The 15,655-nt window shown below is 67.2% G+C and carries 11 protein-coding genes; 4 read left to right on the top strand and 7 right to left on the bottom strand.

All coding sequences use genetic code 11. The features are described 5' to 3' along the window. Positions 1-91: 91 nt before the first annotated feature. Complete coding sequence (locus tag DFR29_RS29905; protein ID WP_243745970.1) at positions 92-259, bottom strand: hypothetical protein; 168 nt, start codon at positions 257-259, stop codon at positions 92-94. Here DFR29_RS29905 and DFR29_RS03355 point away from each other — a divergent pair. Further along, entirely contained in the window at positions 179-559 is a 381-nt protein-coding gene (locus DFR29_RS03355) for a tetratricopeptide repeat protein (RefSeq protein ID WP_243745961.1), read from the top strand. The two genes, DFR29_RS29905 and DFR29_RS03355, sit on opposite strands and share 81 nt — an antisense overlap. A gap of 176 nt (positions 560-735) precedes the next feature. Here the strand turns inward: DFR29_RS03355 and DFR29_RS29605 are convergent, their stop codons facing one another. Both DFR29_RS29605 and DFR29_RS03345 read right to left on the bottom strand, forming a co-directional pair. Then, positions 736-1,896: an RDD family protein gene (locus DFR29_RS29605; RefSeq protein WP_208113500.1), complete on the bottom strand. Its 1,161-nt coding sequence runs from the start codon at positions 1,894-1,896 to the stop codon at positions 736-738. Positions 1,897-2,016: 120 nt separating this feature from the next. Next, the gene (locus DFR29_RS03345) at positions 2,017-3,300 is read right to left on the bottom strand and encodes an acetyl-CoA C-acetyltransferase (RefSeq protein WP_208113499.1); all 1,284 of its coding nucleotides are present in this window, start codon (positions 3,298-3,300) and stop codon (positions 2,017-2,019) included. Between the two features lie 97 nt (positions 3,301-3,397). On the opposite strand from DFR29_RS03345, the gene DFR29_RS03340 reads away from it, so the two are divergent. Then, positions 3,398-4,087, top strand: a complete 690-nt coding sequence (locus DFR29_RS03340) for a 2OG-Fe(II) oxygenase (protein ID WP_166653847.1) — start codon at positions 3,398-3,400, stop codon at positions 4,085-4,087. Positions 4,088-4,185: 98 nt separating this feature from the next. Here DFR29_RS03340 and DFR29_RS03335 read toward each other — a convergent pair whose 3' ends face one another. The 4 genes from DFR29_RS03335 to gltB all read right to left on the bottom strand — a co-directional run bounded on the left by DFR29_RS03335 (position 4,186) and on the right by gltB (position 11,679). After that, entirely contained in the window at positions 4,186-5,382 is a 1,197-nt protein-coding gene (locus DFR29_RS03335; protein WP_133817149.1) for a DUF2167 domain-containing protein, read from the bottom strand. Positions 5,383-5,391: 9 nt separating this feature from the next. Then, entirely contained in the window at positions 5,392-5,733 is a 342-nt protein-coding gene (locus tag DFR29_RS03330) for a hypothetical protein (RefSeq protein ID WP_133817148.1), read from the bottom strand. A gap of 70 nt (positions 5,734-5,803) precedes the next feature. Beyond that, positions 5,804-7,225, bottom strand: a complete 1,422-nt coding sequence (locus DFR29_RS03325) for an FAD-dependent oxidoreductase (RefSeq protein WP_133817147.1) — start codon at positions 7,223-7,225, stop codon at positions 5,804-5,806. Continuing rightward, a complete protein-coding gene (gene gltB, locus DFR29_RS03320) occupies positions 7,222-11,679 on the bottom strand; it encodes a glutamate synthase large subunit (RefSeq protein ID WP_133817146.1) in 4,458 nt (1,485 codons plus the stop codon). The genes DFR29_RS03325 and gltB overlap by 4 nt, the downstream gene beginning before the upstream one ends. A 384-nt stretch (positions 11,680-12,063) precedes the next feature. On the opposite strand from gltB, the gene DFR29_RS03315 reads away from it, so the two are divergent. Both DFR29_RS03315 and DFR29_RS03310 read left to right on the top strand, forming a co-directional pair. Continuing rightward, on the top strand, positions 12,064-13,266 hold the full coding sequence (locus DFR29_RS03315; RefSeq protein WP_133817145.1) for an EAL domain-containing response regulator: 1,203 nt from the start codon (positions 12,064-12,066) through the stop codon (positions 13,264-13,266). Then, a complete protein-coding gene (locus DFR29_RS03310; RefSeq protein WP_133817144.1) occupies positions 13,263-15,653 on the top strand; it encodes an ATP-binding protein in 2,391 nt (796 codons plus the stop codon). The genes DFR29_RS03315 and DFR29_RS03310 overlap by 4 nt, the downstream gene beginning before the upstream one ends. Positions 15,654-15,655: the final 2 nt, after the last annotated feature.

The following is a 15,655-nucleotide window of genomic DNA, read 5'->3' as shown; positions in this document are numbered from 1 at the left end:
GCGACCAGCCCACCGAGCAGCCGGCTTTTACCTTTGCCTATGCCGCGCCAGAGCAGTTCCGCGGTGCGGCGACGTCGAGGCCGAGGCAGCGCTACGCGAGGCCCTGCGCCTGCGCCGCGCCAGCAGCGGCGAAAGCGATTGGTTGACCTGGTGCGCGCAGGGCGAATGGGGCAGCGCCTTGAGCGAACGGCAGCACCATGCGCAGGCCGAGCGCGTCCATCTCGAAGCGCTGGAGCATATGCAGCAGATCCTCGGTCACGGCGCCTACCAGATCGCCTTCGTGCTGCGGGCACGGGCGGACACCTATCGCACAGCAGGCCAGCCGGCCAAGGCCGTGCCGATAATGCAGCGTACCGTGCAACTGGCTCAGGCCACAGACGACAGCCCGCACCCGATGGCTTTGCCGTATCGGCTGAACCTGGCGTATGCGCAGACCGCCGCCGCCTGCGCGAGCAGGCATTGGCTGAGCTGGACGGCATGCTGGCCGGGCTCGCACCGACGGACAAGGACAGGCGCGATCTGCATGCGATCGGGGCCAAGCTGCGCGACGACGCAGTGACCGGGCTGGCGACGGCCTGGGCCTGGGGCTGGGAAGGCGGCAAGGTTCGCGTGGTGCAGCAAGCGGCCGCGGACCAGCATGGCGGCGCAGACGGATTGCCGCTGGCGGCGCGACCGCCGGCGACAGCATCGAACAGCGGCGCCCGGACTGCTGGTGCAGGCCGGGCGCCGGGCTTATCAGTTGAAGTTGCCGTTCTTGTACAGCGCAGCGAAGGCGAAGATCCAGGCGAATACCGCCAGCACCGACAGGGAAATGGCGCCGATATTCAGCACCCAGCCGTACCAGGGCATGGGCGGCCGTTCGGCGTCGTGCGACTCGCCGGGTTCGACCGTGTTGAACACCACGCAGGTGGTGGCAATCATGTCGTGCAAGGCCTGCTTGCGTTCGGTGAAGCCGGCCATGAAATAGCCGATCCACAGGATGATGTACGACACCGCACCGGCGAAGAAGCGACCACTGGCCCGGCCGAAGCTGATCGGGTTGCCCTGGTCGTCGGTCACCTTGAGGCCGAAGGCCTGCTTGCCCAGCGTGGCCTGGGCCGGACCGCTTTCCATCAGGGCGTAGTAGAGCCAGCGTCCGACGATGACCAGGATCACGCCCAGGAAGGGAATGATGTTGAGCACGATGATCGGAATCAGCAGGATCAGGTAGTCGAGGATATAGGCCGCGGCGCGGCGCCAGAAGCCGGCATGGATCGCCTCGCCCGCCGGCAGCGGGCCGGCGTCGAGCATCATGCTGTGGCGTTCCAGCGGCGCTTCGGGCGCCGCATACGGCGAGGCGTAGGGGTCGGCTGCCGGCAGCGATGGCGGCGGTGCGGCAGCTCGCGCAGCGGCGACCGGTGCGACGGCGAAGCTCGGCGGCGCGGCCGCTTCCACGGCGCGCGGTGCCGGTGGCGGCATCGATGGCTGCGCCATCGGCGGCGGCGGCGGGGGAGGCGAACCGCCGTTCAAGCGGCTGAACGGTCCCCAGTTGTTGTCGCCGACCTTGGCCACCTCCACATTGCCGGACCAGTCGCCGACGGCCACCTTGCCCTCGATGAACGCATGCGGCACCGGTCCGCGCGGCTTGCCGCCGACCACCGCAAACAGGCTGCCGCGCTCGTCCAGCAGGTGGATCTCGCTGTCGGCGCCGATGCTGCGCAGGCCGTCCTGCAAGCCTTGCAGCTTGCCCAGGTCATCGCTTTCCTTGAGCGTCACCGGCGCGCGCGGCACCAGCTGGGCGCTGACCTTGTCCGGTTCCATGCGGAAATAGCTGGCCAGGGCCGGCCAGACCGATTCCGCGGCATGACCGGGCAGTACGATGCCGGTCAGCACCAAGGCGTGTTTGGTGTTCTGCATGAATATCCCCAATGGCGAGCGCGCCCGATGCGGCACGCTACGATCGACTTTACCGTTTCAAAACGCGTGTGCAACACGATCCGAACAGCAGCGCGCCGCAGCCCGCGGCGCGCAGGCTGCTCAGGGACGTTCCAGGATGGCGGTGACGCCCATGCCGCCGGCGGTGCAGATCGAGATCAGGCCGCGGCCCGAGCCCTTTTCCTCCAGCAGCTTGGCCAGGGTCGCGACGATGCGCGCACCGGTGGCGGCGAACGGGTGGCCCAGGGCGAGCGACGAACCGTTCACGTTCATGCGGGCCGGATCGATGCTGCCCAGCGGCGCATCCAGGCCAAGGCGATTCTTGCAGTAATCCGCATTTTCCCAGGCGCGCAAGGTGCACAACACCTGCGCGGCGAAGGCTTCGTGGATCTCGTAGAAATCGAAATCCTGCAGGGTCAGGTTGGCGTCCTTGAGCATCTGCGCCACAGCGATGGTCGGCGCCATCAGCAGCCCTTCGCCGTGGACAAAGTCGACCGCGGCGACCTTGGCATGGGTCAGGAAGGCCTGGATCTTCAGGCCGCGGGCCGCGGCCCAGGCCTCGCTGCCCAGCAGCACGGCCGAGGCGCCGTCGGTCAGCGGCGTGGAATTGCCTGCGGTCAGGGTGCCCTGGCCCGAGGTCTTGTCGAAGGCGGGCTTGAGCGTGGCGAGCTTTTCCAGCGAGGTGTCGGGGCGCAGGATGTTGTCGCGCTCGACACCGCGGAACGGCACGACCAGATCCTTGAAAAAGCCGTTCTGATAGGCCGCCGCGCCCTTCTGGTGGCTGTCCCAGGCGAGCTTGTCCTGGTCCTGGCGCGAGATCTTCCATTCCTTGGCCATCTGCTCGCAGTGATCGCCCATGGACTTGCCCGTGCGCGGCTCGGCCACGCCGGGGAAGTGCGGCTTGAGTTCGCCCAGGCTGAAACCGCGCAGGAAGGTCTTGAGCTTGTCCAGCGGCGTCTTGGCCCGCACCGTGGCGAGCAGGCGCTGCTGCAATTTGCGGCCGTAGACGATGGGTACGTCGCTGGTCGTGTCGGAACCGCCGGCGATGCCGGCCTCGATCTGGCCGACGGCGATCTTGTTGCCGATATGTATGGCCGTATCCAGCGAGGTGCCGCAGGCCCTGGCCATGGTGATGCCCGGCGTGGTTGGCGCCAGCCCCGAGGACAGCGCGGCTTCGCGCGCGAGATTCCAGTCGGAGGAGTGATGGATCACCGCGCCCATCGCGACTTCGCCCAGTTCCACGCCGTGCAGGCCGTATTTCTCCACCAGCGAGCCCAGGGTCTTGATCGACATGCCCAGGTTGCCGACGTCGGCATAGGCGGTGTTGTTGCGGCAGAACGGGATGCGTACCCCGCCGATGATGCCAACGCGTTGCTTGCTGCTCACGATTCGCCTTCCTGCGGCTGGGGGGTAAGCGCCTGTTATGATCAGGCGTTTCACGGTGCCTGCTTATTCTATGCCGTACGTTTTCGATCTTGACAGCTTGGCACGTCTGGCCGAAACCGGCGCCGCCGCATTCCGCGAGGCCGATCCCTACCCGCATGCGGTATTCGACGGCTTCCTGCGCGAGGCTGCCGTCAGCGAGATCGCCAGCGTATTCCCCACGCCCGAGCAGCGCCTGTCCTGGGATCGTTTCGGCGCCGTCGGCTACGAGGTCAAGCTGGGTTCCTCCGACGAAGTGCGTTTTCCGCCGGCCCTGCGCCGCGCCATCCACGATCTCAACTCCGGCCCGTTCATCCGTTTTCTGGAGCGCCTCAGCGGCATCGAGCACCTGTTGCCCGATCCGGGCCTGGTCGGCGGCGGCATCCATCTGAGCCGCCAGGGCGATCACCTGGGCATCCATGCGGACTTCAACTGGCACGAAGGCCTGCAGGCGCACCGGCGCCTGAACCTGCTGATCTACCTGAGCCCGCACTGGCAGGCGGATTACGGCGGCGAGCTGGAATTGTGGAATACCAGCGGTACCGAGCGCGTGCGCAGCGTGCCGCCGCTGTTCAACCGCGCCGTGGTCTTCACTACCCGCTCTGACACCTTCCACGGCCACCCCAGGCCCTGGGCTGCGCCTGACGGCGTCTACCGCCAGTCGATCGCCCTGTACTACTACACCACCCAGCGTCCGGCCGCGGAGGCGCGCGAGGCGCATGGCACCTTGTACAAGGGCTATAACGCGTAACGACTGCGAAAGGCAAAACCAGGTTGGGGTGCGCCTGCGGCTTGCTCCAGCCTGTGTAGCTTTTTATGCTTTTTCCGTAGTTATACGTTTCAGCAAATTCAATAGCTGTGCGTCGGCAAGGTAGCCACGGTATACGGCGCGGCGGCGACGCCGGCCGGCGCGCTGGCGACGTATTCCTTGCCGGGCAGGAAGGAAGACTTGTCCGCCAGCAGGCGCACCGTGGTCTGGCACAGGGCGAGCGAGCCAGGCTCCATGCCGACGATGCTGAATTCCAGCATGCCGCGCAGGCCCAGGCGCAAGGCATGGCAGTCGACGACGTGGGTATCGGAGTTGGTCAGCACGCGTTCCTCGGTCCAGCTCAGCACCTGGCCTTCGAGCTGGGGTACCGCGGCATAGCCGACCAGGTCGCCGGCGCTGACCGCGACGCGCGGTGCCGGTGTCTTGTTCGCCAGCGCCGTGGTCAGCTGCTGCGCCGGATCGAACGCAATGCTGCTGACCCAGCCGTCGCTATGCCAGCGCATGCTCACATGCCAGATGTCCGGGTCGGCCAGGTTGAGGTTCTCGTGCAGAATCCAGCCCATCAGGCGCTTGTCTTCGGCGCGGCCGCGGGCCTGTTCCAGCCGGCGCGCATCGGTAGGGCTGATCAGGCGGAAGCGCGCCGGTACGTCGACGCTGAAACCGGTCGCTTCGCGCGTCCAGCGGCCGCGATTGAACACGGCGCGGCGCGCGGCTTCCGCATAGCTCATGACCTCGACCGGGCGGTCCGGCACGGCGACCGGACGCGGATTGTCGAATTCCGCATCGCGTTTGCGCGAACCGCCGGAGGTGGCCGCGCCCACAGATACCGCTTCCTCGCCCAGGCCCTTGGCGTGAGCCGTTTCCATCACGTGGCCGAAGGCCTTGGCCACTTCGTCCTTGTTGCCGCTGACAATGGCTTTCTCGTCTTCGGCCGAGATGGCGATGCCTTCGTCGCGCATGTCCTGCACGAACTTCTGGCGCTCTTCCGCCGAGGCGCTGACCAGATGGCTGCTCAGAAAACCGCCGGGATCGCCGGCGAATTCCTGCGTCATCCGTGTCGCGCCCCATAGCGCCATACCCACGCAGGCGAACAGCGCCAGCACATGGAATTTGATGTCGTGATCGGGATCGCTCCAGTGCTTGATCAGCGGAACGATGAAATACAGCGGGATGAAGAAGGTCAGCACGCCGTCGAGCACGCTCGCCTTGAACACGCGCACCAGCATCAGAATGCCGATGATGAACGACAGGCCGTAGGCAATGAAAAGCAGAGTCATGCAGATTCCTCAGCGCGGGCTGATGCTGGCCACGCTGCTGCGCGGCACGGAATAACTGAGGTTGCGCGAAGGCAGTTCGATGGCGAGCACCAGCGCATCACGCGTCACCGAGGTCAGCGTGCCCAGATAAAGCCCGTTGCTGCGCGTGGTCACCGCGACGCGCTGGCCGACCAGGCTGGTAGCGCTGTCGGGTTCGTTCGCCTTGGCTTTGGCTGCCTTGGGCTCGGCCGGCCTGGCGGCCGCGGGCTTGGCCGCGGCGCTCATCAGTTGATCGATCTTCGCTTCGCTGGGATCGGCCGCCGCCACATCCATGCTTGCTGCCGCCAGCATCACCACCATCAACGCCCGCATAAGTCCCACTCCTAGTTGCCCGCCCCCGGGCGGGGCGAGTATCCGGGGCGTTCAGGGCTGTCGCAAGCGACTATGTCGACGCCGTCACAGCTTGCAGCTGGGCCAGTATCGACCGTGCGGCTTCGCGTCCGTCCAGCACGGCGCGCACGACCAGATCGGCGCCGCGCACGGTGTCGCCGCCGGCAAACACCTTGGCATGGCTGGTCTGCTGCGCCGCGCGGCCGGGGCCGCCGACCAGGATGCGGCCCTGGCGGTCGGTCGCTATGCCCTGGGCGATACACCAGTCGGGCGGGCTGGCGAGAAAGCCGAATGCCTCGATGACGATGTCGGCCGGCATGTCGCGTTCGCTACCGGCGACGTTGCGGCTTGCCGGGCGGCCGCTGCTGTCGGCGACGAGTTCGGTCTGCGCCAGGCGCACCGATTCGACGCGGCCTTCGCCCTGGATCGCCAGCGGCTGGCGCTGGAAGACGAATTCCACGCCCTCCTCGCGGGCGTATTTCACCTCGCGGCGCGAACCGGGCATGTTGCCCTCGTCGCGGCGATAGACACAGGCCACGCGCGCGGCACCCAGGCGGATGGAACTGCGTACGCAGTCCATCGCCGTATCGCCGCCGCCAAGCACTACCACGCGCTTGCCGGCCAGGTCGGGCAGGGCCTCGCCCACGTCCGAACCGAGCAGACGCCGTGTATTGGCCACCAGGAAGGGCAGGGCCGAATGCACGCCGGGCAATTCGCGTCCGGGCAGTTGGGCGTCGACGCTGGTATAAGCGCCGGTAGCGACAAATACCGCATCGTAGTCTTGTACCAGGGTGGAAAAAGCAATGTCCCGGCCTATCTCGATGCCGAGACGGAACTGCACGCCGAACTCCTCCAGCACCTGGCGGCGCTGTCGCACTACGCTCTTTTCCAGCTTGAACGAGGGAATGCCGAAGGTGAGCAGGCCGCCGATTTCCTCGTAGCGGTCGAACACGTCTACCGCTATGCCGGCACGGATCAGGCGGTCGGCGGCGGACAGCCCGGCCGGTCCGGCACCGACAATGGCGACGCGCTGGCCGGTGCGCTCCTGCGTATGCATGGACGGACGCCAGCCGCGGCGCAACGCCTCGTCGGTCACCCAGCGTTCGACGCTGCCGATGGTGACAGCGCCGAAGCCGCCTTCTTCGAGCGTGCAGGCGCCTTCGCACAGCCTGTCCTGCGGACACACGCGGCCGCAGATTTCCGGCAGCGGGTTGGTTTCATGCATCAGGCTGGCGGCGTCCTCGATACGGCCGTCGCGTACCAGCTGCAGCCACTGCGGAATGCGATTGGCCAGCGGGCAGCCCCAGGAACAATACGGATTGCCGCAGTCGATGCAGCGTGCCGACTGGTCGCTGGCGTCGCCGTTGACGAAGCCGCCGTGGATCTCGCCGTTGCCCAGCACGCGGATCGCCACCGGCACCGTCTGCGGCAGGGCGCGGTGGAACTTGAGGAAGGGAAACGTCTTCTCGCTCATGCGGCGCGCCTCAGTGCTTCGGCCAGCGCGTCGAGGCTGGCGGCCTTGGGCTTGACCAGCCAGAATTTGTGCAGAATGTCGCGAAAATCGCCGAGCAGGCGCGCCGCCCACTGGCTGCCGGTGCATTCGATATGCGCGCGCATCAGGCTGCGCAGGTGCTGCAGGTGGTTTTCCATGCCTTCGAGCGAAATGCGGTGGATGTCGACCAGCTCGTGGTTGTAGCGGTCGACGAATTCCCGGCTCAGGTCGAGCACATAGGCATAGCCGCCGGTCATGCCGGCGCCGAAATTCAGCCCGGCCGGGCCGAGCACCACCACGGCGCCACCGGTCATGTATTCGCAGCCGTGGTCGCCGACGCCTTCCACCACCGCCAGCGCGCCGGAATTGCGTACGCCGAAGCGTTCGCCGGCGCGGCCGGCGACATACAGCTCGCCGCCGGTGGCGCCGTAGAGGCAGGTATTGCCGACGATGGCGCTGTCCTGGCTGGCATAGCGCGCCGTCACCGGCGGCCGTACCACGATGCGTCCGCCGTGCATGCCCTTGCCGACGCCGTCGTTGGCTTCGCCGCTGAGCACCAGATGCAGGCCGCTGGCGTTCCAGGCGCCCAGGCTTTGCCCGGCACTGCCGGACAGGTTCAGCACCAGTGGCTGCTGCTGCAACCCCTCGTCGCCCCAGTGCCGGGCGATGTCACCGGACAGGCGCGCACCGATGGAACGGTCGGTATTGCATATCGAGTAGTGGAATTCTCCACCTTGCCGCGCCGCTACGGCCGTGGCGGTATCGGCCAGGATGCGTGCGGCCAGGCCGTCGGCGGCGGCGGCCGGAATGCACGGGCCGCACTGTTCCGGCGCCGTGCCGCGGCTGGGCTCGACCAGCCCGTCCAGCTCCAGCTGCTGCTGCTTGCGCGTGACGCCGGCGATGCGCTGCAGCAGAGCCGGATTGCCGACCGCTTCGCTCAGACTGCGCAGACCCAGGCTGGCCAGGATCTCGCGCGTCTCTTCCGCCACGAAGCGGAAATAGTTCTGCACCATTTCCGGAATGCCGTGGAAATGCTGGCGCCGCAGCACCTCATTCTGCGTCGCCACGCCGGTCGCGCAGGAATTCAGGTGGCAGATGCGCAGGAATTTGCAGCCCAGCGCGACCATCGGTGCGGTGCCGAAGCCGAAGCTCTCGGCGCCCAGCGCGGCGGCCTTGATCACGTCCAGCCCGGTCTTCAGGCCGCCGTCGGTCTGCACGATGACGCGGTCGCGCAGGCCATTCATGCTCAGCGTGGCCTGGGTTTCGGCCAGGCCCAGTTCCCAGGGCGAGCCGGCATAGCGGATCGAGGTCAGCGGGCTGGCGCCGGTGCCGCCGTCGTGGCCGGAAATGGTGATCAGGTCGGCGCCGGCCTTGACCACGCCGGCGGCAATCGTGCCTACGCCGGCATGCGAGACCAGCTTGACCGAGATCAGCGCGCGCGGGTTGATCTCGCGCAGGTCGTGGATCAGCTGGGCCAGGTCTTCGATGGAATAGATGTCGTGGTGCGGCGGCGGCGAAATCAGGCCGATGCCGGGCTTGGCATAGCGCAGCCGCGCGATCAGCGCGTTCACCTTGTGGCCGGGCAGCTGGCCGCCTTCGCCGGGCTTGGCGCCCTGGGCGATCTTGATCTGCAGCACTTCCGCATTGACGAGGTAGGCCGGCGTCACGCCGAAGCGGCCCGAGGCCACCTGCTTGATCTTGGAACTGCGCTCAGTGCCGTAGCGCGCCGGGTCTTCGCCGCCTTCGCCGGAATTGGAGCGCGCACCGAGCCGGTTCATCGCCGTGGCCAGCGCCTCGTGCGCTTCGGGCGACAGCGCGCCCAGCGACATGCCGGCGGAGTCGAAGCGGCGCAGTATCGCTTCCACCGGCTCCACTTCGTCCAAAGGCAGTGCAGGCCCGGCGGGCTTGAGCGAGAACATGTCGCGCAGCGCCGCGGGCACGCGGCCGTTCACGTGACTGGCGTATTCGCGATAGCGCGCGCTGTCGCCGGTGCGCACGGCGGCCTGCAGCGCGCCGATCACGGCCGGGTTATACATGTGGTATTCGCCGTCGGGCACGGCCTTGAGCAGCCCGCCGGGGGGGAGTGCATAGCTGGGGTCGCGGGCGGCGGCCAGCTGGGCGCGGTATTCGGCCTCGATGTCGGCAAAGCAGGCACCGCCGATGCGCGACGGCGCGCCGGGGAAGCACAGGTCCACCACCTCGCGGGCCAGGCCGACTATCTCGAACAGCTGCGCACCGCGGTAGCCGGCGATGGTGGCGATGCCCATCTTGGAGATGATCTTGAGCAGGCCCTTGCGGATGCCGCGGCGGTAGCTGCGGCCGATTTCCGACGGCGGCTCGCCTTCCATGCCCTTCAGTTCGCCGCGCCGGTTCATGTCGAACAGGGTCTGGTAGGCCAGGTATGGATAGACCGCGGTGGCACCGAAGCCGATCAGGCAGGCGAAATGGTGCGCATCGCGCGCCGTGCCGGTTTCCACCAGCAGGTTGCAATCGCAGCGGAGTTGCGTTTTCAACAAGTGTGCATGTACCGCGCCGGTGGCGATCAGGGCGTGGATGGGCAGCAGGCCCGGCACCGGATAGCGGTCCGACAGCAGCACGATCAGCGCGCCGCCGCGCACGGCGTCTTCCGCCGCCAGGCACAGCTGCACTATCGCCTGCTGCAGGCCGACGGCCGGGTCGTAGTAGAGGTCGAGCTTGATCTGTGCGTTTTCCGCCTGCGGCAGCGCCAGGATCTGGCGCAGCTTGCGCTGCGACAGGATGGGCGAATTCAGCAGCACCTGGCGCGCGTTCTCGGGCTTAAGCTCGAACACATTGCCTTCGCGGCCGATCTGGGTCACCAGCGACATCACCAGGCGTTCGCGCAGCGGATCTATCGGCGGGTTGGTGACCTGGGCAAAGGCCTGGCGGAAATACTCGTACAGCGGCCGCGACTGCTGCGACAGCACGGCAATCGGCGTGTCGTCGCCCATCGAGCCGGTAGCCTCGGATTCGTCCTCGGCCAGCGCCTTCAGCACCACGTCGCGTTCTTCCCGCGTCAGCGCGAACTGTTTCTGGAAGCGTGCCAGCATTTCCGGCGGAAACGGCTCGGCGGCCAGCGCCGGATCGATCAGGTGCGATTCGAGATAGGTCATCTCGTCGCGCAGCCATTGCTTGAACGGCGCGCGATTGCGGTTGATGTCGTCGATGGTCGCATTGTCGAGCAGGCGCTGTTCGCGCAGGTCGATCGCCAGCATTTCGCCGGGGCCGAGGCGGCCCTTGGCGAGAATGGTCTCGTCGGCGATGTCCCAGATGCCGGCTTCCGAACCGATGGCCAGGTGATCGTCTTCGGTGCGCAGCCAGCGTGTCGGGCGCAGGCCGTTGCGGTCGAGCGTGCAGACGGCGTAGCGCGCATCGCACATCACCAGGCCGGCGGGGCCGTCCCAGGGTTCGCTGTGCAGGGCGTAATACTCGTAGAACGCTTCCAGGTCTTCGGGAATGTCTTCGCGCGCGCTCCAGGCCGGCGGTACCAGGATTCGCATCGCGGTCAGCAGATCGATGCCGCCGGCGAGCAGTACGTCGAGCATCTCGTCGAGGCTTTGCGAATCCGAGCCGCGGTTGTTCACCAGCGGACCGATGTCGGACAGGTCCAGCAGCGGCGACACCATCTTGGCCGCGCGTGCCGCGCCCCAGCTGCGGTTGGCGCGGATGGTGTTGATCTCGCCGTTGTGCGCCAGCAGCCGGAACGGCTGCGCCAGGCGCCAGTTCGGCAGGGTGTTGGTGGAGAAGCGTTGATGAAACACCGCGGCACTGGCCGCCAGCTGTGCGTGCTGCAGATCGGGAAAGGCCTGGCGCAGCGCGCCGGGCGCGGTCATGGCCTTGTAGGCGATGGTCGCCGCCGACAGGCTGACGATATAGAAGCTGGGGTCGCCGGCAAGCAGATGGCCGGCACGGCGGCGCGCGCGAAACAGCTGGCGCTCGAACACGGCCTCGTCGGTCTGCGCAGCGGCGTTGACGAACAGCTGGCGCACGCGCGGTGCATGCTGCCGTCCCAGCGGCCCGCAGGCGTCGCCATCGACGGGTACTTCGCGCCAGCCGGCCAGCTGCAGGCCTTCTTCGCCGAGCAGCTGTTCCACCTGTGCGGTCGCGGCCCTGGCCAGGCCTTCGTCGCGATCGAGAAAAACCAGGCCGGCGGCGAAGCGCTCGGCCAGGGCAATGCCGGATTCCTGCGCGAGTGCACGCAGCCATTGTTGAGGCCTGTACAACAGAATGCCGCTGCCGTCGCCGGTAATGCCGTCCGCGTTGACGCCGCCTCTGTGCGCCATGCGCCCGAGTGCGGTAAAGGCCTGGTCGACCAGCCAGCGGCTGGGCCTGGATTGAATCTGCGCAATCAACCCGAAACCACAGCTGTCATGTTCGAAAGCGGGGTCGTACAGGCGCGGCGTGGTGCGTCGCGTCATGCGGCATTCCTGGCAAGGCACCCGGCGACCGATCCAGTGCGGACGCAAGGGCAGGGCTTGGGCGGCGCGATCCATCGCAACCGTTCGGTGCGGCACTGCGGATTACGGCTTCAAATCAAACATAGATGCTGCGATGCGTCAAATAACAAGCGCGAAGCCGGCCGTCAGCAATCGCAGACCTGGCTTGAGCTTTCCATCCAATTGTCCGGGCATTGCGCGCGGTGGCGCTTATTCCATTTATTGATCTTTTCCACACGACGTGGCGCCGCGCTGCCGCAGGCAAGGGTTTTTTGCGCGAATAGCGGATTTCCCTCAGGCAAACCGTGGCTTTACCCGTCGCCCCCGGGTTCGCGGTAGAGTCGGCCCGACCAGAGCGGGGGCACGATGACGCGTATCGCACAGTTGTCGGTGATGGTGGTCGAAGATCACAGTTTTCAGCGCAGTATTGCGCTGCGCCTGCTGGCGGGACTGGGCGTGGAACGCGCTTACGAAGCCGCCAACGGGCGCGAAGCGCTTGATCGCCTGGGAATGCTGGCAGACAAGCCCGACGTGGTGCTGGTCGACCTCGACCTGCCCGAGATCGACGGCATCGAACTCATCGGCCATATCGCCAGCCGGCGCCTGGCCCGCGCCATTGTGGTGCTGTCGGCGCTCGATCCGGCCTTGCTCAATACCGTGCAGACCATGGCGCGTGCCTCAGGCCTGCGCGTACTCGGCGCGATCGAAAAACCGCTGACCGCGGCCAAGCTGCAGGAGGTGCTGATGCACTTCCACCAGGAAGCCGAGGAATCGGGCTATCTCGCGCCGATGGAATTCGACCGCATCACCCTGGTCGAGGCGATCGAGGCCGACGAGATCGAGCCCTGGTTCCAGGCCCAGGTGGCGATTGCCAGCGGCCATGTGGTCAGCGTCGAGGCGCTGGCCCGCTGGGTGCGCGGCGACGAGGTACTGCTGCCGGCGCAGTTTCTGCACCAGCTCGAACGCGAAGGGCTGATGGACGCGCTGACCGAGAGCATGTTGCGCAAGGCCTGCCGCTGGCGCACGCGCTGGGCCGCCGCCGGGCTGGATCTGCGCCTGTCGGTGAACGTGTCCATGCTCAATCTGGCCCGGGTCGATACAGCCGACCGCTACCAGCAGATCGTGCAGCAATCCGGCGTGCGCACGCGCGACGTGGTGCTGGAAGTGACCGAAGGTTCGGTCATGGGCGAGGCGGCCAGTGCGCTGAACGTGCTGGCGCGCCTGCGCCTGAAAGGCTTCGGCCTGGCCATCGACGATTTCGGCACGGGCTATTCCTCGCTGTCGCAGCTGTCGCAGATTCCGTTTACCGAACTGAAGATCGACCAGGGCTTCGTTACCGGCGCCGTGCGCCAGCCGCGCAAGCGCGCCGTGGTCGAGACCAGCCTGGAGCTGGCCAGAAAGCTCGACCTGGGTACCGTCGCCGAAGGCGTGGAAACGGTGGAAGAGTGGCAGATGCTGGCCGAACTCGGCTGCGACTACGCCCAGGGCTATCTGATCGGGCCAGCGGTGTCCGGTGCGGCCCTGCTCGAGCAGATCCGCCATTGGAGATCGCCGCAGATCCCGGTATGAAAGCGGGCCTGCTCAAGCTCAGCATCCGCCAGCAGCTGCTGGGCCTGTTCGGCCTGTTGCTGGCGACCGGCGCGACCGTGCTGGTGCTCGATACGCTGAACGAGCGCGCCACGGTCGCCACCATCGAGCAGCTGCGCGAGGACTCGCTGGCCGGCCTGCGCTACGTCAAGAACATTTCCGACGCCTACGGCATGGACGTGGTCGATACCACCTTCCGCGTGCGCAACCGCCTGATGGGCTGGGAACAGGGCGTGGAAGTACTGGACCGCGCCACCGAGCGCATCCAGGACCAGTGGGACAGACTGCTGCAGACGCACCTGACCGAAGTGCAGCAGACCCTGGTCGACGACATTCGCCGCCAGCGCGAAAGCGCCGACCGCGCCGCGGCCAAGCTGCGCGCGATCCTGCAGTCACAGAACATCGACGACCTGGGCCGCTTCGCCGATACCGAGCTGTACCCGGCCATAGACCCGGTCACGACGCGGCTGAAATTCCTGTCCGACCTGAAGATGATCACCGCCAACGGCAATCTCGACGCCGACGCGCGGCGCACGCAGCGCATCAGCCGCTGGCGCGTCGGCCTGAGCCTGCTCGCCTTTGCCATTGTCGTGGTGACCGGCCGGCGCATCCTGCGGCATATCTACCGCGGCGTGGAAAAACTCGTCGCGCTGGCGCACGCGACGCGTACCGGCGACTACGCCACGCCAATGGGCGAATGGCCGCGCGGCGAGCTGGGCCAGGTGGCCAAGGCCTTCGTCGAGATGCGCGATACATTGGCCCGCAACGAGGTGGAGCTGCGCCATTCCGAAGCACTGGCGACCGAGGCCAACCGTGCCAAGACCGCGTTCCTCGCGGCGATGAGCCATGAAATCCGTACGCCGATGATCGGTGTCGTCGGCATGCTGGAACTGCTCGGACATACCGCGCTGGATACGGAACAGCAGCGCTGTGTCGATGTGATCGATGCCTCGGCCCAGTCATTGCTGCAGATCATTGGCGACATTCTGGATTTTTCCAAAATAGAGGCGGGCCGGCTGGAATTGTCCAATGCCGCGACCGATCTGCGCCGCCTGCTGGAACAGAGCGTCAACAACTTCCTCGGCGTGGCTTCGTCGCGCGGCCTGTACCTGAGCCTGCGCATCGACGAAGGCGTGGCCGCAGCGCATCTGGTCGATCCGCTGCGCCTGCGCCAGGTGGTTTCCAACCTCATTGCCAACGCGCTCAAGTTCACCCACAAGGGCGGCGTGAGGGTGGAACTGGAATTGCTGATGCAGGAAGAGACGCAGCAGACCCTGGCCCTGCGCATCCACGACAGCGGCATCGGCATCGGCCAGGAACAGCAGGACCGCCTGTTCACGCCGTTTGCCCAGGCCGAAGCCGGCACCGCGCGCAGCTACGGCGGCACCGGCCTGGGCCTGGCCATCTGCCAGCGCCTGGTACAGGCCATGGGCGGCGAGCTGGGTCTGCGCAGCCAGCTCGGCGAGGGCACCTCGGTCAGCGTGGTGCTGAGCCTGGAAACGGCCAGCAGCGACGCCGTGGCGGCCGACAACCCGCTGCAGCGGCGCGTACCGGAATTCCTCAGCCGGCCGCCGCCCGGCATCGAGCAGGCCGAGCGCGAACACAGCCTGATACTGCTGGTGGACGACCATCCGACCAACCGCGACGTGATCGCGCGCCAGCTGGCCAAGGCCGGCTACGCCTGCCTCAGCGCCAACGACGGCGAGGAAGGCCTGCAGGAATGGCGCAGCGGACGCTTCGCCCTGGTGCTGGCCGACATCCATATGCCGCGCATGGACGGCTATGCCCTGGCCGGCGCGATCCGTGCCACCGAAGTGCGCGAGCGCCGCCCGCGCACACCGCTGATCGCCCTGACCGCCAACGTGACCAAGGGCGAAGCCGAGCGCTGCCTCGCCGCCGGCATGGACGATTTCCTCGGCAAGCCGGTCAGCATCGCCCAGCTCGCGGCCAAGCTGCGCATCTGGCTGCCGCATGTGCCGTTTCCATCGGCACCGGCGCCCGCTGCGTCGGCGGCACCAAACCAAGCGCTACCGGTGCCGGCGGCAGCGCCGGGACTGGTCGCGTTCGACCCTCAGGTATTGCAGGAACTGACCGGCGGCGACGCCAGCGAAGCACAGCGGCTGCTGCAGGAATTCGTGCAGACCACGCAACACGACATGGCCGAGCTGGAACAGGCATTGCAGGCCGGCAATCGCGCCGCGGCGGAACGCGAAGCACACCGCATCAAGGGCGCCGCGCGCCTGGTCGGTGCCGGCGCATTGGCCGAGTACGCAGGAGAACTGGAACAGCGCCTGCGCGGCGACGCCACGGTTGCTGTGGCGCAGCTGCAGCCGCTGCGCGCCGCGCTGGCCGCGTTGCCAGCCGACTGAGA

The sequence above is a fragment of the Tahibacter aquaticus genome, from assembly GCF_004363655.1.
Classification (GTDB): domain Bacteria; phylum Pseudomonadota; class Gammaproteobacteria; order Xanthomonadales; family Rhodanobacteraceae; genus Tahibacter; species Tahibacter aquaticus.
The sequence above is the reverse complement of the archived record's forward strand: the minus strand, read 5'-3'. Positions and strand labels throughout refer to the sequence as shown.

Bases quoted from the DNA above. Each gene is read 5' to 3' on its own strand.
- DFR29_RS03335 (WP_133817149.1), bottom strand. From the start codon at position 5,382: ATGACTCTGCTTTTCATTGCCTACGGCCTGTCGTTCATCATCGGCATT.
- DFR29_RS03315 (WP_133817145.1), top strand. From the start codon at position 12,064: ATGACGCGTATCGCACAGTTGTCGGTGATGGTGGTCGAAGATCACAGT.
- DFR29_RS03310 (WP_133817144.1), top strand. From the start codon at position 13,263: ATGAAAGCGGGCCTGCTCAAGCTCAGCATCCGCCAGCAGCTGCTGGGC.
- DFR29_RS03330 (WP_133817148.1), bottom strand. From the start codon at position 5,733: ATGCGGGCGTTGATGGTGGTGATGCTGGCGGCAGCAAGCATGGATGTG.
- DFR29_RS03325 (WP_133817147.1), bottom strand. From the start codon at position 7,225: ATGAGCGAGAAGACGTTTCCCTTCCTCAAGTTCCACCGCGCCCTGCCG.
- gltB (WP_133817146.1), bottom strand. From the start codon at position 11,679: ATGACGCGACGCACCACGCCGCGCCTGTACGACCCCGCTTTCGAACAT.
- DFR29_RS29605 (WP_208113500.1), bottom strand. From the start codon at position 1,896: ATGCAGAACACCAAACACGCCTTGGTGCTGACCGGCATCGTACTGCCC.